The following is a 23,636-nucleotide window of genomic DNA, read 5'->3' on the forward strand; positions in this document are numbered from 1 at the left end:
GGCGGGAATTCATCCCCACCATTCGGAACGTGCCGCGCTGCGCCAGGGAGAGGGACTCCTGCGCATTCGGGAGGGGGAGGCGCGGGCCCCCGTTGCAGGAAGGGAGACGGCCGATGGATGCCATCATGTTGCTGAAGGCGGACCACAAGACGGTGGAGCAGCTGTTCCGCAAGTTCGAGAAGTCGGGCGACCACGCGCTGGCGCACAAGCGCAAGCTGGTGGACGACATCGTGCGCGAGCTGTCGGTGCACGCGGCCATCGAGGAGCAGGTCTTCTACCCGGCGGTGCGGGCGCGGGCGGAGGACCTCTCCGCGGACGTGCTGCGCGCGCTGGAGGAGCACCACGTCGTGAAGTGGCTGCTGTCGGAGCTGGACACGATGGCGCCGGACGCGGAGCGCTTCGACGCGAAGGTGCACGTGCTGATGGAGAACGTGCGCGCCCACGTCACCGAGGAGGAGCAGTACCTGTTCCCGGAGGTGAAGAAGGCCTTCAAGCCGCAGGAGCTGCGGCAGGTGGGGGAGGCGCTGGAGCTGGCGAAGCGGGCGGCGCCCACGCACCCGCACCCGGCCGCGCCGGACACGCCGCCGGGCAACCTGCTGGCGGGCGCGGTGTCGGCGGTGATGGACATGGGCCGGGACGCGCTGCGCACGGCGCGGCGCAAGGCGGAGACGCAGGTGCGCAAGGCCACGCGGCGTCCGGCGCGCAAGCCGGAGCCGGCCATGACGATGGACTCCGCGGGCGAGTCGCTGCCGCACTGAGCGACCGTCTGGCGCACGACGTCACGGGCCCGGTGAATGTCCGCCGGGCCCGGGCCGTCCTGGAGGCATGAGGGGCTTTCGCGCTAGAGGCGTGGGAGGTCCCCGGCCTTTGGAAGGAGGCGCCATGTCCACGGTACGCAGGATGTTGTCGACGTTGGTGGTGTTGGCGGGCTTCACCGCCGCCGCGCAGTCACAGCCGCCCGGTTCGCCCCAGGCGCGTCCCCCCGTTGATCCGCAGGTGCGCACGCTGCGCGTGGAGGGCACGGGAGAGGTGAAGGCGCAGCCGGACGAGGCCTTCATCGACGTGGCGGTGGAGACGTCCGCGGCGAACGCGAAGGCGGCGGGCGAGGAGAACGCGAAGCGGATGGAGAAGGTGCTGGCGGCGCTGACGTCCGCGGGCCTCGCGAAGCGCGACCTCCAGACGCGCAACTACAACGTCTATCCCGAATACATGCCGCCGCCGCCGCAGGGTGGGGAGCCGAAGCTCAAGGGCTACCGGGTGAGCAACCTGGTGAGCGTCCACGTGACGGACCTGACGAAGGTGGGCGGGCTGTTGGACAAGGCGCTCGCGGCGGGGGCGAACCGGGTGGATTCGGTGCGCTTCGGGTTGAGCCGCGAGGACGCGGTGCAGGGTGAGGCGCTGCGGCAGGCGGTGGCGCGAGCGCGCAAGTCGGCGGAGGTGCTGGCCGCGGCGCTCAACGTGAAGCTGGGCGCGGTGCTGGACGCGAGCACGGTGACGGAAGCGCCGCGCCTGTACCCGGCCACCTTCGCCATGGACATGGCCGAGTCGCGCGCCGCGCCCACCACGCCCATCAATCCGGAAGAGCAGACGGTGCAGGCGAAGGTGACGCTCATCTACGCGATTCAGTAGGCGCGGGGTGCCTCGTTCGCCGGGGGGCCGGTATGTGCCCCCGGTGTACCCTCTGGCGACGCCGGAGGATGGATGATGCGCGCGAAGGTCGTGGTGTGGTGCCTGGCCCTTCTTGTCATGGGCTGCGCTGGAGTCGAGACGTCCACCCGGAGCGGTGGCGCGCGCGTGCTCCGGCAGCGCACTTCCGTGTCGGAGGCTTCCAGCGAAAGACAACGGACGGCTGAGAAGCGTGGCCGTGGCGTCGTGACGGCCGCGCGTCCAGCGGATGAGGTGGAGGGCTTTGGAAGGGAAAGGCCTGACGCCACGCTGAGCCGTCTCGCGGTCCTTGATGCCTTGAACGAAGTGAAGGGCTCGCTGGACGGCATCACCCACGGGCTGCCCACGCTCACGGCGAACACGAGGGGCCTGGGTGGGAGCGACGGCGTCTTCACGCGCTATGCGGATTACGGCTCCAGCCAACTGCCGTGGCTCCGTGGCGCTCTGGTGAATGCGACCACGCTCGCGGAGGCCGCCGGGGCGGTTTCGGATGCGGACATGTCCCTGGGGCTCCTGCGGATGACGGGTCCCCGTCTCCAGGCAGCGATGTCCGGCGCCACGTTGCTCGCGGCATGGGTCGACTTCCTCCGCCTCGCGGAGGTCGTGCGCCAGGAGTGCCCCTACTACGGGATGGAGCGGCTGTTCGTGGACCTGGACCGTGTGCAGCGGCGGATGGCGCCGGCCATGAAGGCGCTCGCGTCGATGGAGCCAGGGCAGGTGGAGGCCACGGCGACCGCGATGCCCGAGTTGATGGGGCAACTCACCCGTGAATTCCAATCCATCCAGGACGGAGCGCGCGTGGCGATGGAGCGGGCCGGGCGGGTCATCGCTGCGGCGCAGTTCCTCGAAATGCTCACGATGGTTTCCACGCTGAAGGTGATGTTGCCCAGGCCCCCTCCCGCGGCGCCCGTCACGCTCGGCGTGGGACTCGTGATGGGCTCGGGCGGTGTGATGATGGGTTCGCGGGTTGTGGTCTCCGCCGAGTGGGTGGAGACGATGCGCCGGCTCGTGCAGGCGGGCGTCATCTCCGTGCCGGTGGTCAGCGCCGCGGTCCGGATCCATGCGGGGCAGGTGATGATGGCGCAAGCGCACCGCGACCTGCCCAAGGGCGTGCGCGATGCGCTGGGGGACGGTCCTGAAGTGCGCGGCATGCACGAGACTGGACGGGCGGGAGCCGGCATGTCCGATGCGCCGAAGCACCACGTCCTGCCGCAAGAACACCGTGAGTGGTTCGAGCAGCGCGGCTTCAAGGGGGCCATGGACATCGATCAGTTCTGCGTCCGGTTGGAGCAGTCACACCATGAGGCCATTCACGGTGGAGGTGACTGGCGCTTGGGACGCATGTGGCCCAATGAGTGGAATCAGCTGATCATGAGGGAACTTCGCAGGGCTGAGACCCGATTCGGCCGGGTGTTGACGCGAAATGAGGTCCTCGACATCGTGGTGGAGTTCATGAAGCTGTACGACATTCCGATGAACTTCACTCCTGGGAGAAGGCGATGACCGACGGGCGGTCCTGGGAGGGCAACTGGAAGGTCCGTCTGTATGAGCGGGTCCGCGAGCGGGGTTTCCCTTCCCTTTCGGTCTTCGCCGATTCACGCCCTGCCATCCCTCTGATTGGACTGGCCGAGGAACTCGGTAAGGACGATGTCGCCGCAGTCCAGGTCTTCAGTGTGTTGCTGGCTGAGGCGGAGCAGCGTCGGAAGGTGACGCGCCTGGTGCGTGATGTGTTCGTGCGCGAGTTGGCCGGAGACTTTCCCGACGGTTGGCCAGACATGAAGGACGAAGCCACCCGTTTCCGGATGATCAAGGTGCTCGCCCGATGGGGGGCCTTCACGCCCTCCACGCATGAGGAGCGCGTCGGCCTGGCAGGTGATTCGCTCCTTGCCACTCCACCACCGCCTGGCTGGCGTCCGCTCGGACCAGACGACGAGATGCTCCGGACGCTCCTCCCCGACGAGGAAGCCTGACCGGCATTACGCTTCGCACCCCGGGGGATGCCCGCGTCAGCCGAAGCTCGACGTCGCCGAGCCCGCGTTGCCGCCCGCCAGGGGCTTGTAGGGGAAGTAGAGGTTTCGCACGAAGCGGGTGAAGAGGTGCTCTTCGTTCCACCGCTGACGGGCCATGCCGTACACGCCCGGGGCGCGCAGGTCGTGGGCGGAGACGCCGGTGACGAACTCGCGTTCGCTGTAGATGGCGAACACCTCGTCCACTGCCGCGCGGCTGCGATACGTGCGCAGCACGGTGCGGTACATGAGCTCGTTCTCGTCCTTCGTGAAGGCCAGCCCCTGGATGGCGTGCGCCATCTCATGGAAGACGAGGTACTTCTCCGACTCCAGCCGGTCCTGCCGCAGGGCGATGCGCGCTCGGGGCCAGTCCGGATGGTCCCAGAACAACCCCGCGGCCTGGGGTGACACCGCCTTCGGATAGCCATACTTCACCAGGGTGTGGCCGGGAGGGATCAGCTCCAGCGTGACAGGCCGGGCGGCCTCCAGCCGGAAGATGATCGAGAGGTTGCCGGAGATCTGCCGGGCAATCTCCTCCTGCACCCGCTGCACCTGCGCGGCGGGAGCGCCGTAGGTCTTGAACTCCAACTTCGCCTGCACATAGGCGCGGGCGCGGGCGGGTCCCTCCACGGGCGGACGGCCTTCGCGCGCCTCGTAGACATCGCCTCCCGCGAGCAGGGTGAAGGCGCTCAACGGCCGCAGTCTTGCGACCTCGGGCGCCAGCGGGGTGATGTCCGGCGTCGAGCCGTCCAGGGTCTCGGAGTGCTCCGGTCGCATGCGCCCATCCCCTTCAGGTGCAGGTCTTCGCCTGCTGGTTGCATTCGTCCACACACCCCGGCGTCTGCGTATCGGGTGTGCGACCCACCGACTGGCCCTGCACGGAGTCCTGGGGAATCCGCAAGGCGGCCCGGGAGGATGGCTGGCAGCTGTCGAGACACGCGTTGTACTGGCTGCGACAGGACTGCGACAGATTCGACGTATCGAGCGTCGCGCATCCGGAGAGCGCCGCGAGCCCACCTGCCAGCAGCGCGAGGCCACGAAAGAGGTTCATGGCCGGGATTCTACGCGCGGCCCGGGACCCGTGAAGAGCCCCCGCCATGACAGAGGTGCCAGCTATACAAGTGCCCTTCTCAGTCCTCCGGGTCCAAGGTCCTTCCATGTTCCGTCCGCGTACCGTCCCGATGTTCGCAGCCCTGCTCCCGCTCCTCGCCGGATGCCCGGCGGATCCCGAGTGCACGGAGGACCGCGACTGCGCGGCCCGTGGGCCGGACATCGTCTGTGTCGACGAGCTCTGTGTTCAGGCCCCCGCGCAGGACGCGGGTCCGACGGACGCGGGCACGGACGCAGGGGTGAGCGACGCGGGCACGGACGCGGGACACACGGACGCGGGACACACGGATGCGGGCACGGACGCCGGTCAGGCCGACGCGGGCACGGACGGCGGCACGACCGTCGCGGAAGCCTCGCTGCGCATCACCGAGATCAACCCCGCACACCCACAGGATCTCATCGAACTGGTGGCCGTCACCGGTGGGACGCTGGGCGGCATCTCGCTCCTGGAGCTGACCAACGCCGACTTCAGCTTCACCTTTCCCCAGGGCTACAGGGTGGAGACAGGGGCCGTGCTGGTGCTCCACCTCGGGGGCGACTGCACCGATGCACCCGGAGCACCGGCCTCCTGTGGTCAGACCGCGCCCTTCACCGCGAAGGCCTGGGACTTCAGCCTGCCGGGCTCGCTCAGCTACTCCGGCAAGGTCTTCGAACTGCTCGCGGCGGATGGCTCGCCCGTGGATGGCGTGCCCTTCGTCAGGGCCTCCGGTGTCATGCCCGACGAAACGGTCGCCGCGGTCCAGCGCCTGCAAGCGGATCGGGTCTGGGATTCCACCCCCTGCATCCACAACATGGAGACGGGACTCGCGAAGGACCGCTACTGCCGCAACATCGCGGTGAGCTGGTCCGACCTGGACGCGGACTCCAGCGTCATGCGCATCGTCGGCACCACCCCGCTGGCGACGCCCGGAATGGCGACGCAGTGGAGTGCGCCCCTGCCTTCGCGCTGGGGCACCTACTGAATGGGGACGGGAGCTGCTCCTTCATCACTGCCTGCGCGTGCTGAACAGGACCCGGAGCATGGGCCGCGCATCCGGAGCGCGGGAAGTGTCGGGGGCCATGCCCACCCGCATTCCCTGCCTTGTCCCCTCCCAGGTCCTTTCCTACGCTTCCCTTGCTTCGCGAAAACCCCCTCATCTCCTGGAGTCTCTTCAATGCGTTACACGCGCAAGGATGTCTCGGAACTGCTGGAGACGGTGAACGGCGGCCCGGACGTCATGGGCTTCTCCACGTCGAACTTCTCCTCCACCACGTACACGCTCGTCGCGTCGGGGCCGGGCACGGTGTGGCAGGACCTGTTCAACCCGGCCCACCGGGTGTGCTCGGAGGATGGCGCCACATCCCCCTACGAGGACTGCCGCTAGCCTTCAGCCTCACGCTTCTCTTCCGTCTCGCGGCCCCTCCATGAATCCCAGCCTCACGCTGATCCTCAACACCCACATGCCGCAGGTGTTGGGCACGGGGCCCCTCTTCGATGAGCCGGAGAACTGGCTCTTCGAAGCGCTGACGGAGACGTACCTTCCGCTGTTCCGGATGTTGGAGCGCTGGGACTCCCGGCGCTTCGCCGGCACGCTGGTGATGTCCTTCACCCCGTGCCTCGTGGATCAGCTCCTCGCCTGCGAGGAGCGCTACACGAGCTACCTGCACCTGCTCGGGCGCATCGCCACGCGCGAGCTGGAGCGCACGTCGCGGCTGGACCTCTACAACCGCTCCGAGAAGTTCCCGCAGTCGCTCTCCGAAGAGGCGCTGTCGCGGATCCACCGCACCGCGGGCATGTACCTGCGGCGCGTGGAGGACAGCCTGGCGTTCCTCAAGGAGCACAGCCTGCGCGACGTGTTCGCGCAGTTGGGGCGCTCGCGGCTGCCTGGCGTGCAGCTGTGGACGTCCTCGCCCCAGCACAACTTCCTGCCCTTCTTCGAGCCCGACACCGCGGACCGGCTGGTGGCGCGCGGCGTGGAGTCCTTCCAGGAAGTGTTTGGCCGCGAGCCGGACGGCTTCTGGCTGCCCGAGTGCGCCTTCCAGCCCGGAGTCGAGCGCGTGCTCACGCGCCACGGCATCCGCCGCACCGCGCTCAGCTTGAATGGCATTGGCGCCTCGCAGCCCCAGGACCCGAGCGGCGTGTTCCGCCACGAGGACCTGGAGGTGCTCGTTCACGACTACCGCATCGGGCTGCACCTGTGGAAGTCGCCCGACGCCACCTTCCCAGCCCATCCCGTCTACCGAGAGTTCTTCCGCGACGTGGGCTTCGATGTCCGGCCCGAGTACTTCGACGAGCTGGGCGTGCCCGTGCCTTCGCACAAACGAGGGCACGTGTGGACGGGCCTCAAGTACCACGCGGTGACCGGCCAGCAGGTGGGGCTGGGCGAGAAGGGCCTCTACGACCTGGAGGCCGCCCGCGCGCAGGTGCCCCAACACGTGCGCGCGTTCTGGGACCTGTTGGAGTCGCGCCGCTCGCTCGTGCAGGACGGACAGACGTTCGTGCTGGCCTTCGACACGGAGCTGTTCGGCCATTGGTGGCACGAAGGCATCGAGTGGCTCGACGGCGTGATGCAGCCGAAGCTGCCCCAGGAGGTGGCTGTCGCCGCGCCCGTGCCGCCGCCGCCTCCTTCGCTGCCCCGGCTCTACTATTCGACGTGGGGGCGGGACTTCTACAGCGAGCACTGGCTGACGCCGGGCAACTGCTGGATGTTCGGGCTCATCAAGCTGGTGGAGGCGCAGCTCCCCGCGCCGGTGGACGCGGAGACGCGCGAGACGTGGCGCCGCTTCGAGGTCTTCAGCGGCAGTGACCTGCTGTTCATGATGCCGGACCCCACGCAGCGGGAGCGCGCACGCACGCTGTTCCTCCAGCGCTACGCGGACGTCGTCTCGCGCCTGCCGGCCTTCACGCCGGAGCTGCTCACCGCCTTCCCGGTGGATCCGTTCAAGTGCGTGCTCGTCCACGTGGGGAAGCCGGGGGCGGAAGCGCCGCCGCCGTTCCTGCTGCGCCGGCTGTCGCGCCAGGGCTCGCCGGACGCGCGGCGGGAGATCACGCTGGATCCGGAGGTGGTCGACGTCGCGGGGCTGCGTGTCTGCTTCCAGTACTTCCTGCTGCATCCGCAGGCCCGCTACGCGCTGCGCGTGGAAGGCTCCGAGCACGAATACACTTTCCAGATGCCGGACTACGGCGTGCCGCTGCTCATCGCGCAGGACACGCGCACCTATCCCAAGTACGACCCGGAGGTGCTGTACCGGAAGCTGGCGGAGATCTGGGAGGGCGACCAGCGGCTGCCCATCCTCCAAACCCCCACGCTGCGCAGCCAGCACATGTACACGCGCGAGCAGGTGACGAAGGTGCTCGGCGGCAAGCGGACCGCGGTCTTCAAGTACAACAAGGAGGGCTACGCGCTCCTGCGCTTCCGCGAGAAGAGCGTGGCGCCCGCGTCCATCGTGTTCGACGACACCGTGTCGCTCACCGACGCGGGCGCGTACATCCAGGCCGGGGCGCTGTCCGTGCCGGTGTGCAGCGACCCCGCGGAGATTTCGCGGCAGGACTTCGACGCGGTGGTCTTCACCTGCTCGCTCAACTTCGAGTCCGAGGTGCCGCACGTCCGGGCGCTGCTCGAAGTGGCCACGCGCAAGCGGCTGCCGGTGGTGTCGCTGTACGACGACATCCTCTACTACGACCTCTTCGATGGACTGGAGCCGGACCCTTCGCTCTTCCACCGCGTGGCGGTGCCGGAGCAGGACGCGCTCGCGCACCCGGGCCCGGTGGACTACCGGCCGCGCAACCTGCTGGGCGTCTTCGGCACGGACACGGTGCAGGGCAAGTTCAGCACCCAGGTCTACCTGCGCGAGGCGCTGGCGAAGCACGTGCGCGTGCGCCACCACGCCACGGAGCCCACGGGCATCCTGCTGGGCGCGGACACCGGCTACTCGCGCGTGCTGCGCGTGGAGGCCGAGCCGCGCCTCGCCTTCGAGCGGCGGCTCATGCTGGACCTGGCCCGCGACTGCGACGTGGTCATCACCGGCGGGCAGAACGGGCTGCTCTACTCACCGGCCGGCGCGGACCGGCGGGCTAACGCCTCCACGATGATCTACGAGACGTTCCTGCCCCGGCTCATCGTGCTCACCGTGTCGGTGGACACGAAGCCGGAGGACGTGCTCGCGACGCGCGAGTATCTGGAGACGCTGGCCCGGGAGCACGACGTGCCCTGCACGGTGGTGGGCCTGGCGATGATGGGCGGGCGCAAGCTGCTGGGCAGCCGGTGGACGGAGACGTGGTTCCTGGGCGTCCGGGACGAGGTGCTGGAGGCCGCGCGGCAGCGGCTGGAGCAGCGGACCGGACTGCGCGTCCACGCCATCCCCGAGGAAGTGGACGCGCTCGCCCGGAGCGTGCTCACGTCCCTGTGAGAGACCCTTGATGGAACAGGACGGCGCGATGCAGGAGGAGGGCCCTCCCGGGCTGCGACAGTCGGCGCGCTACCTCGCCGCGCTCCTGCGCCTGCTGCGGCCCGCCTGGGGCGCGCTCGCCCGGGGCGCGTTGCTGGGCCCCGTCATCACGCTGCTGTTGCTGGTGCCGCCCTTCCTCACGCGGCTCCTGTTCGACCACGTGTCGTCGCTGAAGGACCTGGACCTGCTCCACGTCCTGGTGGTCAGCATCCTCGCCGCGTCGGTGGCGGCGGCGCTCGCGGATTCGCTGCTGGGCTACTACTCGTCCTATCTGAACATCAAGCTGGAGAGCTCCGCCGCGCTCTACCTGTTCAACCACCTGCAACACCTGCCGGACCGCTTCTTCTCCCGGCGACAGGTGGGGGAACTCACCAGCCGCTTCGAGGACGCGAAGGCCGGGATGTCCCTGGTGCTGGGCCTCTTGCGGCTCGTGTTCTCGCAGCTCAGCTTCCTGATCATCATCCCGTTCACGCTCGCCTCGCTCCACTGGGAGCTGGCGCTGGCGGCCCTGGCCACGCTGCCCTTCGTGGTGGCGGTGCCGCTCGTGATGGGGCGCGCCATGGGCCACGCGTGGCAGGAGGTGGTGGGCGTCCACGGTTCGCTCAACGCGCTCCAGGTGGAGACCCTGCGGCAGAGCCGCACGACGAAGGTGCTGGCGCTGGAGCCGTTCGTCTACCAGCGCGCGGCGGGGCTGATGCGGTCGGTGCTGCGGGCGCACCTGCGGGCGCACGGGGTGGAGGGGCGGCTGCGGCTGTTCGAGCGCACGGTGGAGGCGGCGCAGACGGCGCTCTTCACGTGGTTGGGCTGGCGGCTCATCCTCCAGGGGCAACTGACGCTCGGCGGCTTCGTGGCCTTCGTGGCCTATGCCGCGTACCTGCGCGGCCCGGTCATCGAGGTCATCTCCTTCGTCACGGGTCTCCAGCAGCGCGGCGTCCACCTTCAGCGCTTCTTCGAGTACCTGCACGAGACGCCGGAGCAGGATCCGAATCGCTCCCTCCAGCTCCCGGCCCCGCTGGCGCGGCGGCTGGACGGCGGGGTGGCGCTGGAGAACGTGTCTTTCGGCTATGCGCCGGGCCAGGACGTGCTGCGCGAGGTGAGCGCGCGCGTCGAGCCCGGGACGGTGGTGACCATCGTCGGGGCGAGTGGCTCCGGGAAGACGACGCTGGCGCGACTGCTGACGCGGCTGGAGGAGCCCGGCCAGGGGCGCGTGCTGTACGACGGCCGCGACGCGCGGACCCTGGAGCTGTCCGAGCTGCGCCGACAGCTCGCCGTGGTGTGGCAGGACGTGGAGCTGTACCACGGCACCTTGCGCGACAACCTCACGCTGGGCCTGTCCGACGTGTCCGACGAGGACCTGGGGCACGCGGTGCGGCTGTGCGGGTTGGAGTCCGTGCTCGCGGGGCTGCCCCAGGGTTACGACACGCCGGTGGCCGAGGCGGGCGCCAGCCTCTCCGGCGGACAGCGGCAGCGGCTGGCCCTGGCCCGCGCCGTGCTGCGCGATGCACCCGTGCTGCTGTTGGATGAGGCCACCTCGCAGCTCGACGTGGAGACCGAGGCCGCCATCGTCCACGCGTTGCTCGCGAGGGCCCGGGAGCGGCGGCAGACGGTGCTGTTCATCACCCACCGGCTGGCCAACGCGCCGCTGGCCGATGAGGTGTGGATGCTCGCGGGAGGCCAGTTGGTGGGCCGGGGCCCGCATGCGGAGCTGCTGGCGCGCTGTGCTCCCTACCGGCGGCTGTACCGCACCGGCGTGGGCGAGGCGGACGCCGCCTGACGCGGCGATGGGAACGAACGGTCATGACGAACCAGCCCCCGCGTCCTGTCGCCCCGCCGCTGCCCCTCCTGGAGGATCCGGATCATCCCGGCCTCTTCGTCGTGCGGCGCATCGGCATCCTCACGTTCCTGCTCGTGGCGGCGCTGGGCTCGGTGATGCTGCTCGCGGGTTCACTCGTGCGTTTGACGGTGGCCGTGCCTGACGCTGTCCCTCCCCGCACGGAGTCCATCACCCTGGGCACCTACGTGCTCCGGCAACTGGGGCACGCAAGGCTTCCGGGGCCGGGAGGTGGGGCCCGGTGATGAAGGTGGGCATCATCGACAGTGGGGTGGAGGTGGCCTTCCTTCGCGAGCAGGGAATGCACCTCGCGGGTGCGGCCCGCTTCACGCTCGACCTGGATGCGAAGGAGTTGGAGGCGCGCGTCTACGAGCGCGAGGAGCTGGAGGCGTGGCGGGCTGGCGACACCGTGCTGGACCTGGAGGATGCGCACGGGCATGGCACGGCCGTCCTGAGCATCCTCCACGAGCAGGTCCGTCCCTGGCCGGACGTGGAGCTGTACGTGGCGCGCGTCCTCGATGAGGGCGTGCGCGGTCACTCGCTGTGCCTCGTGGAGGCGCTGGGGTGGATGTTGGACGAGGTGGGCGTGGACCTGCTGAACCTGAGCCTGGGCACCACGCTCCGCGCGCTGGAGTCGCCCATGCGCGAGGTGACGGACCGCGCGGCGGCGCGAGGCGCGGTCATCGTCTGCTCGGCGGGAGGGATGCCCACGCTGCCTGCGCAGTTGGAGTCGGTGGTGTCGGTGGGTGACGCCGCGCTCATGGAGCGGGTGGGCACCGACGTGAAGGTCGACCATGTCGTGCGGGAGCGGGAGGTGAAGCTCTACATGGGAGGACACTGGCTGCACGCGCCCATGACGACCAGCTTCGCCTGCGCGGTAGCGGTGGCCGGGGTGCTGCGCGACGGCTGCCCACCGGAATGGCGGCGCGGGCGGGGGTGAGCGCCGCCCTGGCACTCACGGGGTCTCAGGGTCCGAAGTCGACGGGCGGGTATCCACCGCGATGTCGCCCAGGTCGATCATCTCGCCCGCCTGCAACTTCAGCGTCCGTCTCACGTGTCCCTGGGCGTGACCCATGACGAGGAGGGCGCGCTCCCCCGCGCGCACGCCGACGAAGGAGAAGCGCCCGTCCGAATCCGGACCGGTGTCCTCCGCCCCAGGCGTCTCTCCATCGAGGAAGACGATCGCGTCGGGGAGGGGCGCCTTCGTGGCCGCGTCCACCACCCGGCCCGACACGGTGGCCGAGGCCTTCAGGGGGATCTCCACGTCGAGCGCTCCGCCGACGCTGGGAGACACCAGCACCTCTCCCGTCAAACCGTCCGCCGTCCGCGCCAGCAGTCGCAGGGGCTCGGCCGGAACGTCCTTCCATTCGAAGCGCTCGCCTGGGAACTCTCGCGGGCCCTGCCCCTGGGACAGGTAGCCCTTCTGGAGTTGGAGGACCAGGGTGAAGCCGCGCCCGGGCCCGCCCTCGCGCACCACCCGTCCCCGGAGCGAGGCCGCGGGGCGCAGCTTCACGACGACTTCTTCTCCTGCGCTCACGGGCAGGGTTTCGCTCGAGCGACCACCGTTGCGCGCGTTCAGCACCACGCGTCGCGTGGCGGAGCCGGACCGCTGTGGGACGGAGATGGCGAAGCGCCCCTCCTCATCCGCGGACGCCATCATCAGGGGATTGCCCCGTCCCTCCGCCAGCGCGAGGGTGATGGAGGCCCCTGGCGAGGGCGTGCCCTCCGGCTCCAGGACGATGCCCCGGTATTCGCTCGCATCGCGCGACTCCTCCCAGGTGAGCTCGACCTGGACCGTCCGCCCCTCCTCCACGCTCACCAGCTTCTGCTCGCCCGAGTCGTAGTGCCCGCGCTCCGTGAGCAGCAGCATGTGGCTTCCCGGGGAAAGGACCATCCGGAACGTCCCGTCCGCCCCGACCTCGGCCCTGCCCGGGACCCCGGTGCCCGTCGCTCCCATGCCCACGGACGTCACCCCCAGCTTGCCCTGGGGAAGGGAGCCCCGGGCCGCGCGCACCACACCTTCCACGGTGCCCGTGTCCTCCAGCGTGAAGTCCATCCGGGCCGCGCCGTTCTCGCCCACATTCACCGGATGCATGACGCCCACCGTGGAGCCCTCACGTCGGGCGGAGAGGTACACCCGGCCCGGCGCCAGCCCTTCGAGCCGGTAGTGCCCCGTGTCGTCGGTGCGGGCTTCGCCTGGAGCAGTGCCCTCATCACCCCGATCGAGACTCGACACCTGCGCTCGCGCCACGGGCCTGCCGGCCCCATCGCGCACCTGACCCTCCACCGCGCCGGTGCGTGAGAGCATCAGGTCCACGGGGAAGCGTTCGCCCGCGCCCACCGTCAACCCGTACCGCACGGTGGACGCGAAGCCCGTCGCGCTCACCCGCGCGTCGTAGCTGCCGGGAACCAGTCCGCGGATCCGGAAGTGGCCCTCCGCGTCCGACAGGGCACGGCCTGCCTCTCCATCCTCGCCCGAGACAAGGATGTCGATGCGAGCCCCCGCCACCGGCGTGCCCGAGGACCGCTCCACCACGCGGCCCTCCAACTGCGCGCCCGGTCCCAGTCGGATCCGCACGTCGCGCACCGTGCTTCCCGCGATGGAGACGACGGGCGCGTCGAGCACGCCGGACTCCTCGCCGCGCCGCGCGGACAGGGTGTGCGCGCCGGGCTCCACCTCCAGGGAGAAGCCCCCTTGCGCACCCGTCGTCATCCCCGGCTCGGCGTTGCCGTCCACCTGCACCTCGGCGTTCGCGGCCGGGAGGCCTTGCGCGTCCATGACGAAGCCCTCGATGACGCCCGCCACCCGCAGCGCCACCGTCAGCGGCCCCTCCGTGGGGATGCGCAGGCGCTCCAGCACCGCGCGCGCATGGCCGGGTGCCCGGGCCTCCAGCCGCCACGTCCCGGGCGCGAGCCCCTCCACGCGGAAGGCTCCTCGCGCGTCGCTCGTGACGTAGACGCGCTCCTCGTCGGGGACCTCGGCGTGCTGCCAGGGCTCCATTGCCTGCGCGTGCGCCGTGAGGATCAGCTCCACGAGCGGCACCGGTTCCATCGTTCCCTTCACCACCGTGCGCCCCGTGAGCGACTGCCCTGGCGACAGCGAGACCCGCAGCGCGGTGAGGTGCTCACCCTGGGGGCGCACCACCTCCCGCAACAGCGGCGCCTGTCCCGGGGCGCGCACCGCCATCAGGTAGCGTCCGGGCTCCGACGCGATCCGCACGTGTCCCCGCGCATCCGTGAGTCCCTCGCCCACCCGTCGCCACGCCGTCGTCCCGAGCGGGGCTTCGCGCGCGCCCTGCCAGTAGAGCCGCGCATGGGCCCCGGCGAAGGGCTGCCCCTCCACGAGGACCTCCACCTCCAGGAGGCCCTCCGCCTCGCCAGGCGTCTGGGCCAGAGGGGGCGTGTTGCCCGCATCCGACCGCTCGGAGCGCCCCGACCCGGGATGCGCCGGGCCCGCGGGAGCGACCGTGTCGGCCGTGGCGCGTTCCTCCGAAGCGCTCGGACCTCTGAAGCGCAGCGCCCAGAACAGCGCGAGGCCGCACCCGACCAGGAGGACCGCCCACATCCCGATGCTCCGCCCGCGCATGCCTGCCATCCTCGCCCCCCCGAGCCGGCGGGGCACCGACCGCGAGTATCACCCCGAATGGACCGGTGCGGCCCCGAGTCCGAGGCCCATGTCCCGGCCAGGGTCTGGTTGACGGCGGGCCCCATCCGGCAGGCGGGCGAAGGAGGGGTTGGACCGTGTGCGTGCCTGCTGGCCTGCCCTCCCGTCAGGAAGGACAGGAGCCCCTCCGGGACACGCCGCGGTCCCGAAGCCCGTGGTTCCCGGCAGGACGAAGCATCCGCATGTTTTCCCGCAAGGGAGTGGGGAGCGGGCCCGGGGCGCGACACGGGCCCTTCGCACGAAGCGGGAGGACATGACCTATGCGTGGAATGCGCAGGACGGCCGGCCTGCTGATGCTGGGCTTCGTGGGACTGGGAAGCGTCTGGGCATGTGGAGACCGGGAGCCGAAGCCGGAGGGCCCACCCGCCAAACACCGCGAGGGGCGCTCGGAGGTCCTGCGCGGGCTGATGGCCTCCAAGGAGCGGGTGGATCCCGGCGCCTTGAAGGGCGCGGGTGAGGACGTGAAGGAGACCCCCGTCTCCGCGCAGCCGACGCCCGCCGGAACCGGCGGCTCCGGCCGGCCCGATGCACAGGGCTGGGCCGCGGGCAGGGTGTCGTGGGTGGGCGACGACGAGGTGCTCTTCGTGGACGGCCAGGGCGAGGAGCGCGAGGTCCGCGTGGAGGAGGGCTCGCGGCTGCGCCGGGACGAACAGAGCGCGCAGCTGCGCGACCTGTCGGAAGGGGATGAGATCCGCGTCACCTACGAGGACACGGGCGAAGGATGGATCGCCCGTGACCTGGAAGCAGTGCCCGCGCGCAAGGAGCCCGAGCCGGACCCCACCTCTCCGCCCCTCCGCTAGGGCACGAGCTGGAAGGCCCCTCCGTCCGCGCGACGACCCGGCGAGGACGCAAGGCCAGGGGGCAGCGTGGTGTGCCGTGCGAAGCCCACGTCCGGCGTCAGGTCCGGGGAGCGGTTGTCGGAGACGTTGTCCGCGGGGTTCACGTACGCGTAGGCGTCCACGACGCCTCCGTCCAAGCTTCGCAGCTGCACGGTGTCCCGGTCGTTGTTGAGGCTCAGCGTCCCGCTGGAGGCCGCGACGGTGTCGGGCGTGCCGGAGGGGAAGGCCGTGGCCCCGCCGTAGACGACCAGGGCCCGGCCCGGGGCGAGCGTCGTGCCCGGGGCGAAGATGTGCCGGGAGGACGTGGCGTCCCACAGGCTCCACCGGGACAGGTCCACGGAGGCGGGGCCCGCGTTGTAGACCTCGATGAATTCGAGCGCGGTGCTGCCCAGCGGCCTGGCGAGAAACTCGTTGATGAACACGCGCGGCGCCGTGCGCGTGAACCAGAGCGCCACCGGGTTCATGTCGAAGCGCGAGTCCTTCGCGGTGTCCACCACGCGCACGCGCACCGTCGGGTTCTCCAGGTCCGGCACCGTCCACGCATGGCGGCCCACGGCCGCGGACACCGAAGGCGCGATGACGCCCCAGTGTTCGCCGTCGTCGTAGGAGACCTCGATGCGCACCGTCGCCACGCCCGCGGAGCGCCAGGTGAAGGTCAGCGTCTCGCCCTTCACGAAGGTGCCGCTCAGGGGCGCGGTGAGCTTCACGCGCGGGCCGGCGGGACCGCTGAAGTCATAGCGACTGAGGACGGGGAAGTGGTCGCTGACCGCGCCGGCGTAGTCCGGAATGGACGTGTCGGGGCGGAGCACCTGGACGGCGCCGGGCACGGCCTCGAGGGTCATCTCGTCGGTGGCGAGCGTGTGGTCGATGACCTCGTCGTACTCCACGGTGGTGCGGTTGTTGGAGGCAGTCAGCGGCTGGGTGATGAACGTGTAGTGGGTGGGGTCGTCGAGGAAGTTCGCGAACGGCGTGGGCAGCGCGGTGCCGTTGTCGGTGGCGATGGACTCATCCAGGTCATCGTTCCAATCGCCGATGACGAGCACGCGCGCCTCGGGCAACCAGACGTCCAGGTAGTTCTTGAGCGCGGCGGAGGAGCGCAGGCGCTGCCCGTAGGACGTCAGGTCCTCGAACGCCTTCATGTGCACGACGATGACGACCAGCGGCGCGTCCTCGCCGTGGATGCGGGTGGTGAAGTCCACACGCAGGGGTGGGCGTCCGCCGAAGTCCGCGGCCTGCGCGGTGAGGATGATCTGCGCGCTGCGGTAGGTGAGGGAGCTGTCGTAGAGGATGCCGGGCTTCTGTTCGCCGGCCGAGTACAGCGACGTGCCGCTCAGCACATACGCGGGGTTGTTGGCGAGGAAGCCCGTGTAGCCGGGCAGGCCGGCCTTGAGGGTGTCGAAGTCGGTGGTGTCCACCATCTCCACCAGTCCCCAGACGTGGGCGCTGGCGGAGCCCAGCACCTCCCTGGCACCCGCGACCTGGAGATCATCCGGAAGGCCTCCGTCGGAGGTGGAGCGCGGCGGGCCCTGGTTGGGGGCGCCGAACCACTCCAGGTTCCAGTGGCCCACGGTGAACAGCTTCGAAGGCGCGAGCACCGTCAGCGGCAGGCGGCGCGACACCGTCTGTCCCGCCGCGTCGCGCACGGTGGCGGTGAAGGGCACGGTGCCCGCGGCGGTGGGCACGCCGGACAGGGTGCCATCGGGAGTCAGGGACAGGCCGGCGGCCAGCGTGCCGGTGAAGCTCCAGGTGTGCGGCTTGCTTCCCCCGGACGCGACGAGCGTTTCGGAATAGGGCTCGCCCACGCGTCCGTCCGCGAGCGACAGGGACTTCATCTCGAGGGTGCTGGAGGCGAAGGACAGCCGCAGCTCGCGGGAGGCCGTGCGAGCGTTGGCGTCGGTGACGGTGACGGTGAAGGCCGCGCCTTCCGTCGAGGGCGTGCCCGACAGGACGCCCGCGCCCGACAGGGTGAGTCCGGCAGGCAGCGCGCCCGGGGCCGCGCTCCAGACGAGCGGGGCCTTTCCTCCGGTGGCCGTCAGCGTCGCGGAGTAGGGCTGCGCCGCATCTGCGTCCGGCAGCAGGGTGGACGTGATGGAAGGAAGCGGGAGGACGGACAGCGCATGGGTCCAGGCTGCGGCGCGGCCCGAGTCCTGGACGCCCACGGTGAGGACGGCGCTCGCGGGCGCGGTGGGTACACCGGACAGGGTGCCACCGGCGTCCAGGCGCAGCCCGTCCGGCGGTGTGCTCCCGGTGCTCCAGACCGGGGCGACGGCGCCATCGGGTGCGCGGAAGGTCCAGGCGTAGGGTTCGGAGACATAGGCGTCCGGAAGCAGGGCGTACGCGGTGCCGTTGATGCGCAGGGTCAGCGTCTGTTCGACGCGGGTGCCCTGGGCGTCCTGGACCTCGACGGTGAACGCGTGGCCACCGGAGAAGCGCGGGGTGCCCGTCAACACGCCTTCGGAGGACAGCGTGAGCCCGTCCACGAGCGGGCCCAGCGTCACCCGCCAGGAGTAGGGTGCCTGTCCTCCGGAGGCCAGGAGCGCGGCCTCATAGGGCGCGAGTGCTTCGGCGGCAGCCAGCGTCGCGCTGGAGATGGTGAGCGCGGGAGTCTGGCCCGCATCCACGGGCACGCCGCTGTCGGAAGTCTGGCCCGCGTCCACGGGCACGCCGCTGTCGGGAGGCGGTGCGGGCGTGGGTCCGGGGCCGGGACATGCGCTGAGCAGCAGGACCAGCAGCGGAGCGAGAACGCGAAGAAGCGACATGGGCCGTCCGAGTTGGGCGCCGGGATTGGGCGCGGACTCGAGACAGAGGCCCACCCCGATGGCGGGCGGCGCGTCCCGACAGGGGACAGCGTGACAGATTGCCCGGCCGACAAGAAGAAGGGCCGCGATCCCAGGAGGATCGCGGCCCTGTCACTTCAGGACTTCAGCGGTAGGGACTACGGCGTCGGTCCACCGGGGGTCAGCGTGCCCACGAACTTGAAATCCGCGTTGTTGTTGTTCGAGTCATTGCCGTTCGGCACGCGCTGCAGCGAGCCCACGGCGGCGTTCGAGTCGGCGGCGGCGGCGCGCGTCCCCTCCTCGAAGTTCAGCGACTTATCGCCCGCGGCCGTGTTGATGGTGAACGTGGCGTTCTGCGTGCCTGACTCGTAGAAGAGGCTGTCGAGGAGCGTCCCCGTCGCGTTCTGCACCAGGCCCACGCCGTCACCGGTGCCGTTCTGGATGACGTCGGCGTTCGGGGTGGTGGCGGAGGTCCCCTTGATGACGAGCCGCAGCGTGCCGGCCGGCAGCGTCACGGTGTCGAAGAACGGCTGGGGCGCCGCCACGAGGTAGCCGCCCGGGGGCAGCGAGGTGGCCGCCGCGCCGGTTGCGTCCTTCGTGTCGGACAGGGCGAAGCGCAGGTACTCCCGGCGGGGCTGGGCAGCCGGCGCGTCACCGTTGACGAACAGCAGGAGGACGTCGCTCAGGTCCGCCGCCGCGTTGCCTCGGTTGTAGATCTCCACGTACTCCGCCCCCGTGTTGTCGGTGCCGACGTTGTCGTAGTCGATCTCGTTGATGACCAGCGCGGGCCCGGAGGGGGGCGGCGTCAAGCTGATGAACGTCGCGCTGTTGGCCGCGGCGTTCAGCACCGTGCCGGCGGTGTCCTTCACCTCGCCGTTGACCGTCACCGTGTACGACGTGGTCGCCGCCAGGGCGTCCGTCGTCAGGTCGACCTGACCGCCCGTGACCGTCGAGGCGGAGACCGCCACGGTCGGCGTGAGGGCAAAGTCCGTGGCCTGCACGGTGGCCGCGTCCAGCTTGCGGTCGAACGTCAGCCGCACTGCCGTCGTGCTCAGCGCCAGCGCGCCGGTGAGCTTGGGGGCAGGGCAGGCGTTCACGGTGAGCTGGGACGAGGTGAACACGGACACCTGGGGCTGGGCATTGAAGCGCCAGACGATGCCAGTGGGCACGAGCACGGCGCAGCCCGTCGTCAGGTCCAGCTCCGACGCGATGGCGTCGGGGACGCGCAGGCGCAGAGGGCTGGGCGAGGCCTCGCCCGTCGTGGTCAGCGGAAAGCCAGAGAAGCCAGCGCCGCTGGCGGCCGCCGCCTCCACCGTTCCGGACACCGTCACCAGCCGGCTCTCATACGTCGCGGTCGTGCCGGCGTCCTCGAAGCTGCTCACGCCGGACACGTCCACCTTGAGACCCGGAGGCGTCGCGGTGTCCAGGTTCCACACGCCGTGGTTCTTGCTCGCCACGGTCAGGTCGGTGGCGGTCTTCACCACGCGGAGCCCGCTGGTGACTTCCGTCTCCGTGACGTTCAGCGTCACGCGGTCGCCCACGGCGACCGGCGTGGCGGAAGCGGAGCCCAGCACGAACACCGCCGGACCGGCCGCCTCGGCCTGCAGGAAGAAGCCGGCCGCCTCGGTGCTGCCCGCCACGGTGGGCTTCACGAAGGTGACGAACGCGCCGCTGATGGGCAGCGCGGGGGACTGCGCGCCCGCCGCCGCGGTGATGACCGCGGTGATCTGCGTGCTCGTCTCCGCCGGCGTCGTGGTGACGCTGGAGGCCTCACAGGTGTTCGTCTCGATGTTGCACGCCTGCGTCAGGTCACAAGCCGGGGTGCATGCAGTGGGGCCCGTGCCCGCGTCCGTGCCGGTGCCCGCGTCCGTCGTGGTACCCGCGTCCGTGGTGCCCGCGTCCGTCGTGGTACCCGCGTCCGTCGTGGTACCCGCGTCCGTCCCGGTGCCCGCGTCCTCCTCGGGCGTCGGCGTCAGCGTGCGCAGCTCGCACTTGTTCTCGACACAGGCGTAGGCCTGCCCCGCGGGCGGCGTGCCCTTGTCGCGACAGTCGAATTGATCAACACACTCATCTCCACAACCCGTACCGACCGTGACGAACACGGTGGTCACGAGCGCCGGCAGCCAGCTCCGCTTCAGCATGTGAATGCCTCCCCTGGGGGTTTCAGATTGCAGACTGCGTCCCCCTTACACCTGAAAATGAGGGGGCGTCCATTTGCCCAACCCCCTGCCACATCCCTGTCACGCACAGGACCCTTGGAAACTCTGAAAGTCAGGGAGTCTTCCGGGGGTGGGCGCGAGCCGGGCCCGCGTAGAGGTCGATGATCTCACTGATTCCGTGCTGACAGACGGAGCAGAAGGGCACCCGGTCGCGGGTGAACATCACGCAGTCGGTTTGCGGACGGTAGAAGCCGCGCGACTCGTACATCGCGCCCTCGTAGGCCCCCACCTTCCCGGCGACCTTCAGCGCGCCCAGGAATTTCTCCTCCCAGTCCCGCTGCGACGTGAAGAGCGCATCCATCTCCGCCTCGGGTTTGCGTTCCGCGCGAATCTTCTGCCGGCGCTGCTGCACCTGGACGGCATGCGCGTCGAACGCAGCCTGATTCCACGGCGTGGGGATGGGCGTGCCCGGGGACACCAGGTCCTTCCACTTGAGCTGCGCGGGGTCCTTGAGCGCGGTGACGTTCTTCTCCCACGGCTCCACCCGGTCCTCGGGCGCGGGGCCGTAGACGGACGCGGAGGAGTAGTACTCGTCCGCGAGGCCCGCGAAGTGGTGGCCGAACTCGTGGACGAAGACGTAGGGGGCCCAGAGGCTGTCGGCCGCCACGGTGCCGAAGAGGTTGAAGATGCCGCCGCCGCCGTAGGTGTTGCCGTTGGCCAGGATTTCCACGAACTCGTAGGGCGCGAAGGCGGCGGTATCACGCAGCGCGGCGTTGTCGAAGGTGAGGATGTAACGCTCGGCGCCAAAGGCGTCGTACGTGGAACCCAGGGGCGGACGCCGGTGGATGCCGGTGGAGGGCCGCGAGATGCCGGACTCGGCCGCCCCGGGCATCAGGCCCCAGACGTTGAAGTCCCCCTTGCGCTCCTTGAAGGGCGAATAGCTGAAGAGGATGTCCAGCATCCGCCGCGCGTCCTTCTCGAACTTCGGCCGCTCGGCCTCCGTGTAGCCGTCACCCAGGATGAGGAAGTCCACCTTGTCCTGCGATGGGCCGCTCTCCAGGAATTTGATCAACGCGCCCGGCGCGGGCGGGGAGGACGGGTCGACGAAGGGGTCCTTCGGATCCACGATCAGCGACCACACCTCGCGGAAGGCATTCTGGGCGTCGCGCTTCTTCAGGATGACCTGGACGGGCTCGGAAGGGCTGGGGAAGCGCAGCGACTCGCTGAAGGTGCGGTGGCCCTGCTTCGCCTCGCCCGTCAGCTCCCACTCGCCGAAGATGGAGGCGAAGCCTCGCGAGTACAGGAGCCGGTTCGTCTTCCGGTCCCGCACCTCGAAGAAGTACTTGCCCAGGTTCGTTTCGTCGAGCGCCCGCGCCGGGTGGCCCGGCCAGGGCAGCGGCTCCACGACGAGCCGCTCCAGGCTGAAGCGCTCCTCGGTGGCGTTGCCGGTGTGGAAGTAGTCGACGCGGAAGGTCCGGGGCGCCGCGAGGGCGGTGCTCGCCGTGAGCAGCAGCAGGAGGAGGGAAGCGCGCATGGGGCGGCACTCTATGCGCACCGCCCCCGGTGCTTCCCGTGGGAATGTCCGGTCAGAACGACCCGGAGACACTCGCCGCCGCGCCCGTCCCGTCCGCCGCGACGCCCAGCGTGAGGGATGGCGGAGGCTTCGCGGGCGAGGACACGAGGTAGAGCACCGCCCCCGTCACGACCGCCGCGCCCCCGCCGATGAGCAGGCCCGTCATCAGGTCACTCTTCTTCACGAGCGAGTCGCGCAGCGCGACGGTCTGGGAATCCGTGCCCACGAGCCGGCCACCGGTCGCCGCGCGGCGGGCCTCCAGGTCGTCCAGGTCCTTCTGGGCCAGGAGCCGCACGATGCCCGCGCCGCCCAGGACCGCCACGCCCGCGCCCAGCGCCACATAGGACGCCGTGCGCAGGCCCGTCCCGGGAGGGGCAGCGGAGGTGGAGAGGTCTCCTTCCTCCGACAGGCGGCTGGGGGCGGTGAGGTCCGCGCCCGTGCTGGAGGCCGGCGGGACCCGCGCGCTCGCGTCCCAGGGGGCCCGGCCGTTGGCGTTGTTCATCACCACGAGGTTCGAGGGTGAGCGTCCGGTGGTGACGAAGTCCACGAGCGCGTTGAGCGCCTCGCTGGGGGCCTCCAGGCCCTGCGTCTTGAAGCCGCCCTCGCGCAGCTTCTGTCCACCCTCGACGTTGAGCACCGTGGCGGCGAACCACTTGGGCCCGCTGCTCGGACGCTCCAGCCGCACGACGATGACCTCCTCCACCCCGAGCGTGCCGCCCAGGCGCACCGCGTGGCTCAGCGTGCGCTCCTCATTGCCATCCGCGACGGCGAGGCAGGGAAACGGCGCGGCCGTCACCGACCCCTCATACGCCAGGTCCACCAGCAGCGGCGTGTCCACGCCCTGGGCCTGCACCTGCCGGGGGAAGCTCACCACGTCCCCCTTCACCACGGAGATGTCATACGCCCCGGCGGGAAGCTCCTGCGTGAGCGGCGTCTGGCCCACGCCCAACCCGTCCAGGTACACGTCCGACGCAGGCAGCGTGGACTTCACCGACAGATTCACCTTCGGAGCCCGCGCCAGGTCGCGGCGCAGCTTTTCGAACGCCTGCCGCAGGGAGGGGGCGTACTGGTCCGGGTCCAACTGGTACGTCGGCTGGAGCCGCAACACCTGGAGGAACGCCGCGTCGCTGTCCTTGAGCTTCCCGAGCGCCCGGTGGTTGAGGCCGTGCAGCAACTGCGCGTGCACGAAGAGCTTCCAGCGCTCCTCTCCCGCGGGCAGGCGCTTGATGTCGCGCAGCGCATCGTCCAGCAACTGGGTCGCCTTGGCGTTGCGGCCCTCGTAGAACTGGTCCTGCGCGGCGTCGAGCTGACGCTGGAGGTCCTCGAAGGAGCGCGCGGGGGCGGGGAAGAGCCGCTCGGCGAACTCGGGAGCGCCCAGCACGCGCTGCTCGGGGCGGGCGCGCAGCGAGTCGTAGAACGCCTTCGACTGGCCGCTCAGCTCCGCGTCCCGGCAATCGCCGCTGGAGACCACCAGCCGGTGGGGCGCGGCCTGCGCGGCGGTGGTGCATAGCAGACACAGAAGGGCAAGCGCGGATGGGAGCTGGTTCAAGAGAAGGCCCACTTGCTGGAATCGCATGAGAAGGA

Annotated in this window: 18 protein-coding genes; 11 read left to right on the top strand and 7 right to left on the bottom strand. The window is 70.3% G+C overall.

Annotated features, from left to right (window positions below; all coding sequences use genetic code 11):
- Positions 1-125 precede the first annotated feature (125 nt).
- The 4 genes from D7X74_RS14650 (at position 126) to D7X74_RS14665 (ending at position 3,635) form a co-directional block, all read left to right on the top strand.
- Entirely contained in the window at positions 126-758 is a 633-nt protein-coding gene (locus tag D7X74_RS14650) for a hemerythrin domain-containing protein (protein WP_233595629.1), read from the top strand.
- Between the two features lie 124 nt (positions 759-882).
- Positions 883-1,629, top strand: coding sequence for an SIMPL domain-containing protein (locus D7X74_RS14655; RefSeq protein WP_120533578.1), 747 nt, complete (start codon positions 883-885; stop codon positions 1,627-1,629).
- Positions 1,630-1,971: 342 nt separating this feature from the next.
- Positions 1,972-3,168, top strand: a complete 1,197-nt coding sequence (locus D7X74_RS14660) for a DUF2380 domain-containing protein (protein WP_370450756.1) — start codon at positions 1,972-1,974, stop codon at positions 3,166-3,168.
- Positions 3,165-3,635 (top strand): NUDIX hydrolase, encoded by a 471-nt coding sequence (locus D7X74_RS14665; RefSeq protein ID WP_120533579.1) that lies wholly within the window; start codon positions 3,165-3,167, stop codon positions 3,633-3,635. Before D7X74_RS14660 ends, D7X74_RS14665 begins: the two co-directional genes overlap by 4 nt.
- A 36-nt stretch (positions 3,636-3,671) precedes the next feature.
- Here D7X74_RS14665 and D7X74_RS14670 read toward each other — a convergent pair whose 3' ends face one another.
- Positions 3,672-4,448 (bottom strand): hypothetical protein, encoded by a 777-nt coding sequence (locus D7X74_RS14670; protein WP_120533580.1) that lies wholly within the window; start codon positions 4,446-4,448, stop codon positions 3,672-3,674.
- Between the two features lie 13 nt (positions 4,449-4,461).
- The gene (locus D7X74_RS14675) at positions 4,462-4,722 is read right to left on the bottom strand and encodes a hypothetical protein (RefSeq protein ID WP_120533581.1); all 261 of its coding nucleotides are present in this window, start codon (positions 4,720-4,722) and stop codon (positions 4,462-4,464) included.
- A gap of 106 nt (positions 4,723-4,828) precedes the next feature.
- Between D7X74_RS14675 and D7X74_RS14680 the strand changes: the two genes are divergently transcribed.
- The 6 genes from D7X74_RS14680 to D7X74_RS14705 all read left to right on the top strand — a co-directional run bounded on the left by D7X74_RS14680 (position 4,829) and on the right by D7X74_RS14705 (position 11,980).
- A complete protein-coding gene (locus tag D7X74_RS14680; protein WP_120533598.1) occupies positions 4,829-5,743 on the top strand; it encodes a hypothetical protein in 915 nt (304 codons plus the stop codon).
- A gap of 192 nt (positions 5,744-5,935) precedes the next feature.
- A complete protein-coding gene (locus D7X74_RS14685; protein WP_120533582.1) occupies positions 5,936-6,145 on the top strand; it encodes a hypothetical protein in 210 nt (69 codons plus the stop codon).
- A 40-nt stretch (positions 6,146-6,185) separates the two neighbouring features.
- A complete protein-coding gene (locus tag D7X74_RS14690; RefSeq protein ID WP_158622232.1) occupies positions 6,186-9,170 on the top strand; it encodes a DUF1611 domain-containing protein in 2,985 nt (994 codons plus the stop codon).
- A 10-nt stretch (positions 9,171-9,180) separates the two neighbouring features.
- On the top strand, positions 9,181-10,983 hold the full coding sequence (locus D7X74_RS14695) for a peptidase domain-containing ABC transporter (protein WP_120533584.1): 1,803 nt from the start codon (positions 9,181-9,183) through the stop codon (positions 10,981-10,983).
- Positions 10,984-11,006: 23 nt separating this feature from the next.
- Complete coding sequence (locus tag D7X74_RS14700; protein WP_120533585.1) at positions 11,007-11,285, top strand: hypothetical protein; 279 nt, start codon at positions 11,007-11,009, stop codon at positions 11,283-11,285.
- Complete coding sequence (locus tag D7X74_RS14705) at positions 11,285-11,980, top strand: S8/S53 family peptidase (protein WP_233602103.1); 696 nt, start codon at positions 11,285-11,287, stop codon at positions 11,978-11,980. Before D7X74_RS14700 ends, D7X74_RS14705 begins: the two co-directional genes overlap by 1 nt.
- Positions 11,981-11,995: 15 nt before the next feature.
- On the opposite strand, the gene D7X74_RS14710 is transcribed toward D7X74_RS14705, so the two are convergent.
- Positions 11,996-14,626 (bottom strand): carboxypeptidase regulatory-like domain-containing protein, encoded by a 2,631-nt coding sequence (locus tag D7X74_RS14710; RefSeq protein WP_158622233.1) that lies wholly within the window; start codon positions 14,624-14,626, stop codon positions 11,996-11,998.
- Positions 14,627-14,964: 338 nt separating this feature from the next.
- Between D7X74_RS14710 and D7X74_RS14715 the strand changes: the two genes are divergently transcribed.
- Complete coding sequence (locus tag D7X74_RS14715) at positions 14,965-15,504, top strand: hypothetical protein (protein WP_147446570.1); 540 nt, start codon at positions 14,965-14,967, stop codon at positions 15,502-15,504.
- Here the strand turns inward: D7X74_RS14715 and D7X74_RS14720 are convergent.
- From D7X74_RS14720 to D7X74_RS14735, 4 genes are all read right to left on the bottom strand, one after another.
- Positions 15,501-18,302, bottom strand: coding sequence for a putative Ig domain-containing protein (locus tag D7X74_RS14720; RefSeq protein WP_120533589.1), 2,802 nt, complete (start codon positions 18,300-18,302; stop codon positions 15,501-15,503). The genes D7X74_RS14715 and D7X74_RS14720 overlap by 4 nt on opposite strands.
- Before the next feature lie 176 nt (positions 18,303-18,478).
- Positions 18,479-20,461: a lamin tail domain-containing protein gene (locus tag D7X74_RS14725; protein ID WP_120533590.1), complete on the bottom strand. Its 1,983-nt coding sequence runs from the start codon at positions 20,459-20,461 to the stop codon at positions 18,479-18,481.
- 130 nt (positions 20,462-20,591) lie between these two features.
- Positions 20,592-22,013: an IgA Peptidase M64 gene (locus D7X74_RS14730; RefSeq protein ID WP_120533591.1), complete on the bottom strand. Its 1,422-nt coding sequence runs from the start codon at positions 22,011-22,013 to the stop codon at positions 20,592-20,594.
- Positions 22,014-22,065: 52 nt separating this feature from the next.
- Positions 22,066-23,601 carry a PEGA domain-containing protein gene (locus tag D7X74_RS14735; RefSeq protein WP_233602104.1) on the bottom strand — a complete coding sequence of 512 codons (1,536 nt, stop codon included), beginning with the start codon at positions 23,599-23,601 and terminating at the stop codon, positions 22,066-22,068.
- Between the last annotated feature and the right edge of the window lie 35 nt (positions 23,602-23,636).

The sequence above is a fragment of the Corallococcus sp. CA047B genome, from assembly GCF_003612065.1.
Taxonomy (GTDB): domain Bacteria; phylum Myxococcota; class Myxococcia; order Myxococcales; family Myxococcaceae; genus Corallococcus; species Corallococcus praedator.

Excerpts from the sequence above, each read along its gene's own strand:
- D7X74_RS14655 (WP_120533578.1), top strand. The coding sequence starts at position 883 with ATGTCCACGGTACGCAGGATGTTGTCGACGTTGGTGGTGTTGGCGGGC.
- D7X74_RS14710 (WP_158622233.1), bottom strand. The coding sequence starts at position 14,626 with ATGCGCGGGCGGAGCATCGGGATGTGGGCGGTCCTCCTGGTCGGGTGC.
- D7X74_RS14690 (WP_158622232.1), top strand. The coding sequence starts at position 6,186 with ATGAATCCCAGCCTCACGCTGATCCTCAACACCCACATGCCGCAGGTG.
- D7X74_RS14705 (WP_233602103.1), top strand. The coding sequence starts at position 11,285 with ATGAAGGTGGGCATCATCGACAGTGGGGTGGAGGTGGCCTTCCTTCGC.
- D7X74_RS14725 (WP_120533590.1), bottom strand. The coding sequence starts at position 20,461 with ATGCTGAAGCGGAGCTGGCTGCCGGCGCTCGTGACCACCGTGTTCGTC.
- D7X74_RS14730 (WP_120533591.1), bottom strand. The coding sequence starts at position 22,013 with ATGCGCGCTTCCCTCCTCCTGCTGCTGCTCACGGCGAGCACCGCCCTC.
- D7X74_RS14695 (WP_120533584.1), top strand. The coding sequence starts at position 9,181 with ATGGAACAGGACGGCGCGATGCAGGAGGAGGGCCCTCCCGGGCTGCGA.
- D7X74_RS14650 (WP_233595629.1), top strand. The coding sequence starts at position 126 with ATGTTGCTGAAGGCGGACCACAAGACGGTGGAGCAGCTGTTCCGCAAG.
- D7X74_RS14675 (WP_120533581.1), bottom strand. The coding sequence starts at position 4,722 with ATGAACCTCTTTCGTGGCCTCGCGCTGCTGGCAGGTGGGCTCGCGGCG.
- D7X74_RS14685 (WP_120533582.1), top strand. The coding sequence starts at position 5,936 with ATGCGTTACACGCGCAAGGATGTCTCGGAACTGCTGGAGACGGTGAAC.
- D7X74_RS14670 (WP_120533580.1), bottom strand. The coding sequence starts at position 4,448 with ATGCGACCGGAGCACTCCGAGACCCTGGACGGCTCGACGCCGGACATC.
- D7X74_RS14680 (WP_120533598.1), top strand. The coding sequence starts at position 4,829 with ATGTTCCGTCCGCGTACCGTCCCGATGTTCGCAGCCCTGCTCCCGCTC.
- D7X74_RS14715 (WP_147446570.1), top strand. The coding sequence starts at position 14,965 with ATGCGTGGAATGCGCAGGACGGCCGGCCTGCTGATGCTGGGCTTCGTG.
- D7X74_RS14700 (WP_120533585.1), top strand. The coding sequence starts at position 11,007 with ATGACGAACCAGCCCCCGCGTCCTGTCGCCCCGCCGCTGCCCCTCCTG.
- D7X74_RS14720 (WP_120533589.1), bottom strand. The coding sequence starts at position 18,302 with ATGTCGCTTCTTCGCGTTCTCGCTCCGCTGCTGGTCCTGCTGCTCAGC.
- D7X74_RS14665 (WP_120533579.1), top strand. The coding sequence starts at position 3,165 with ATGACCGACGGGCGGTCCTGGGAGGGCAACTGGAAGGTCCGTCTGTAT.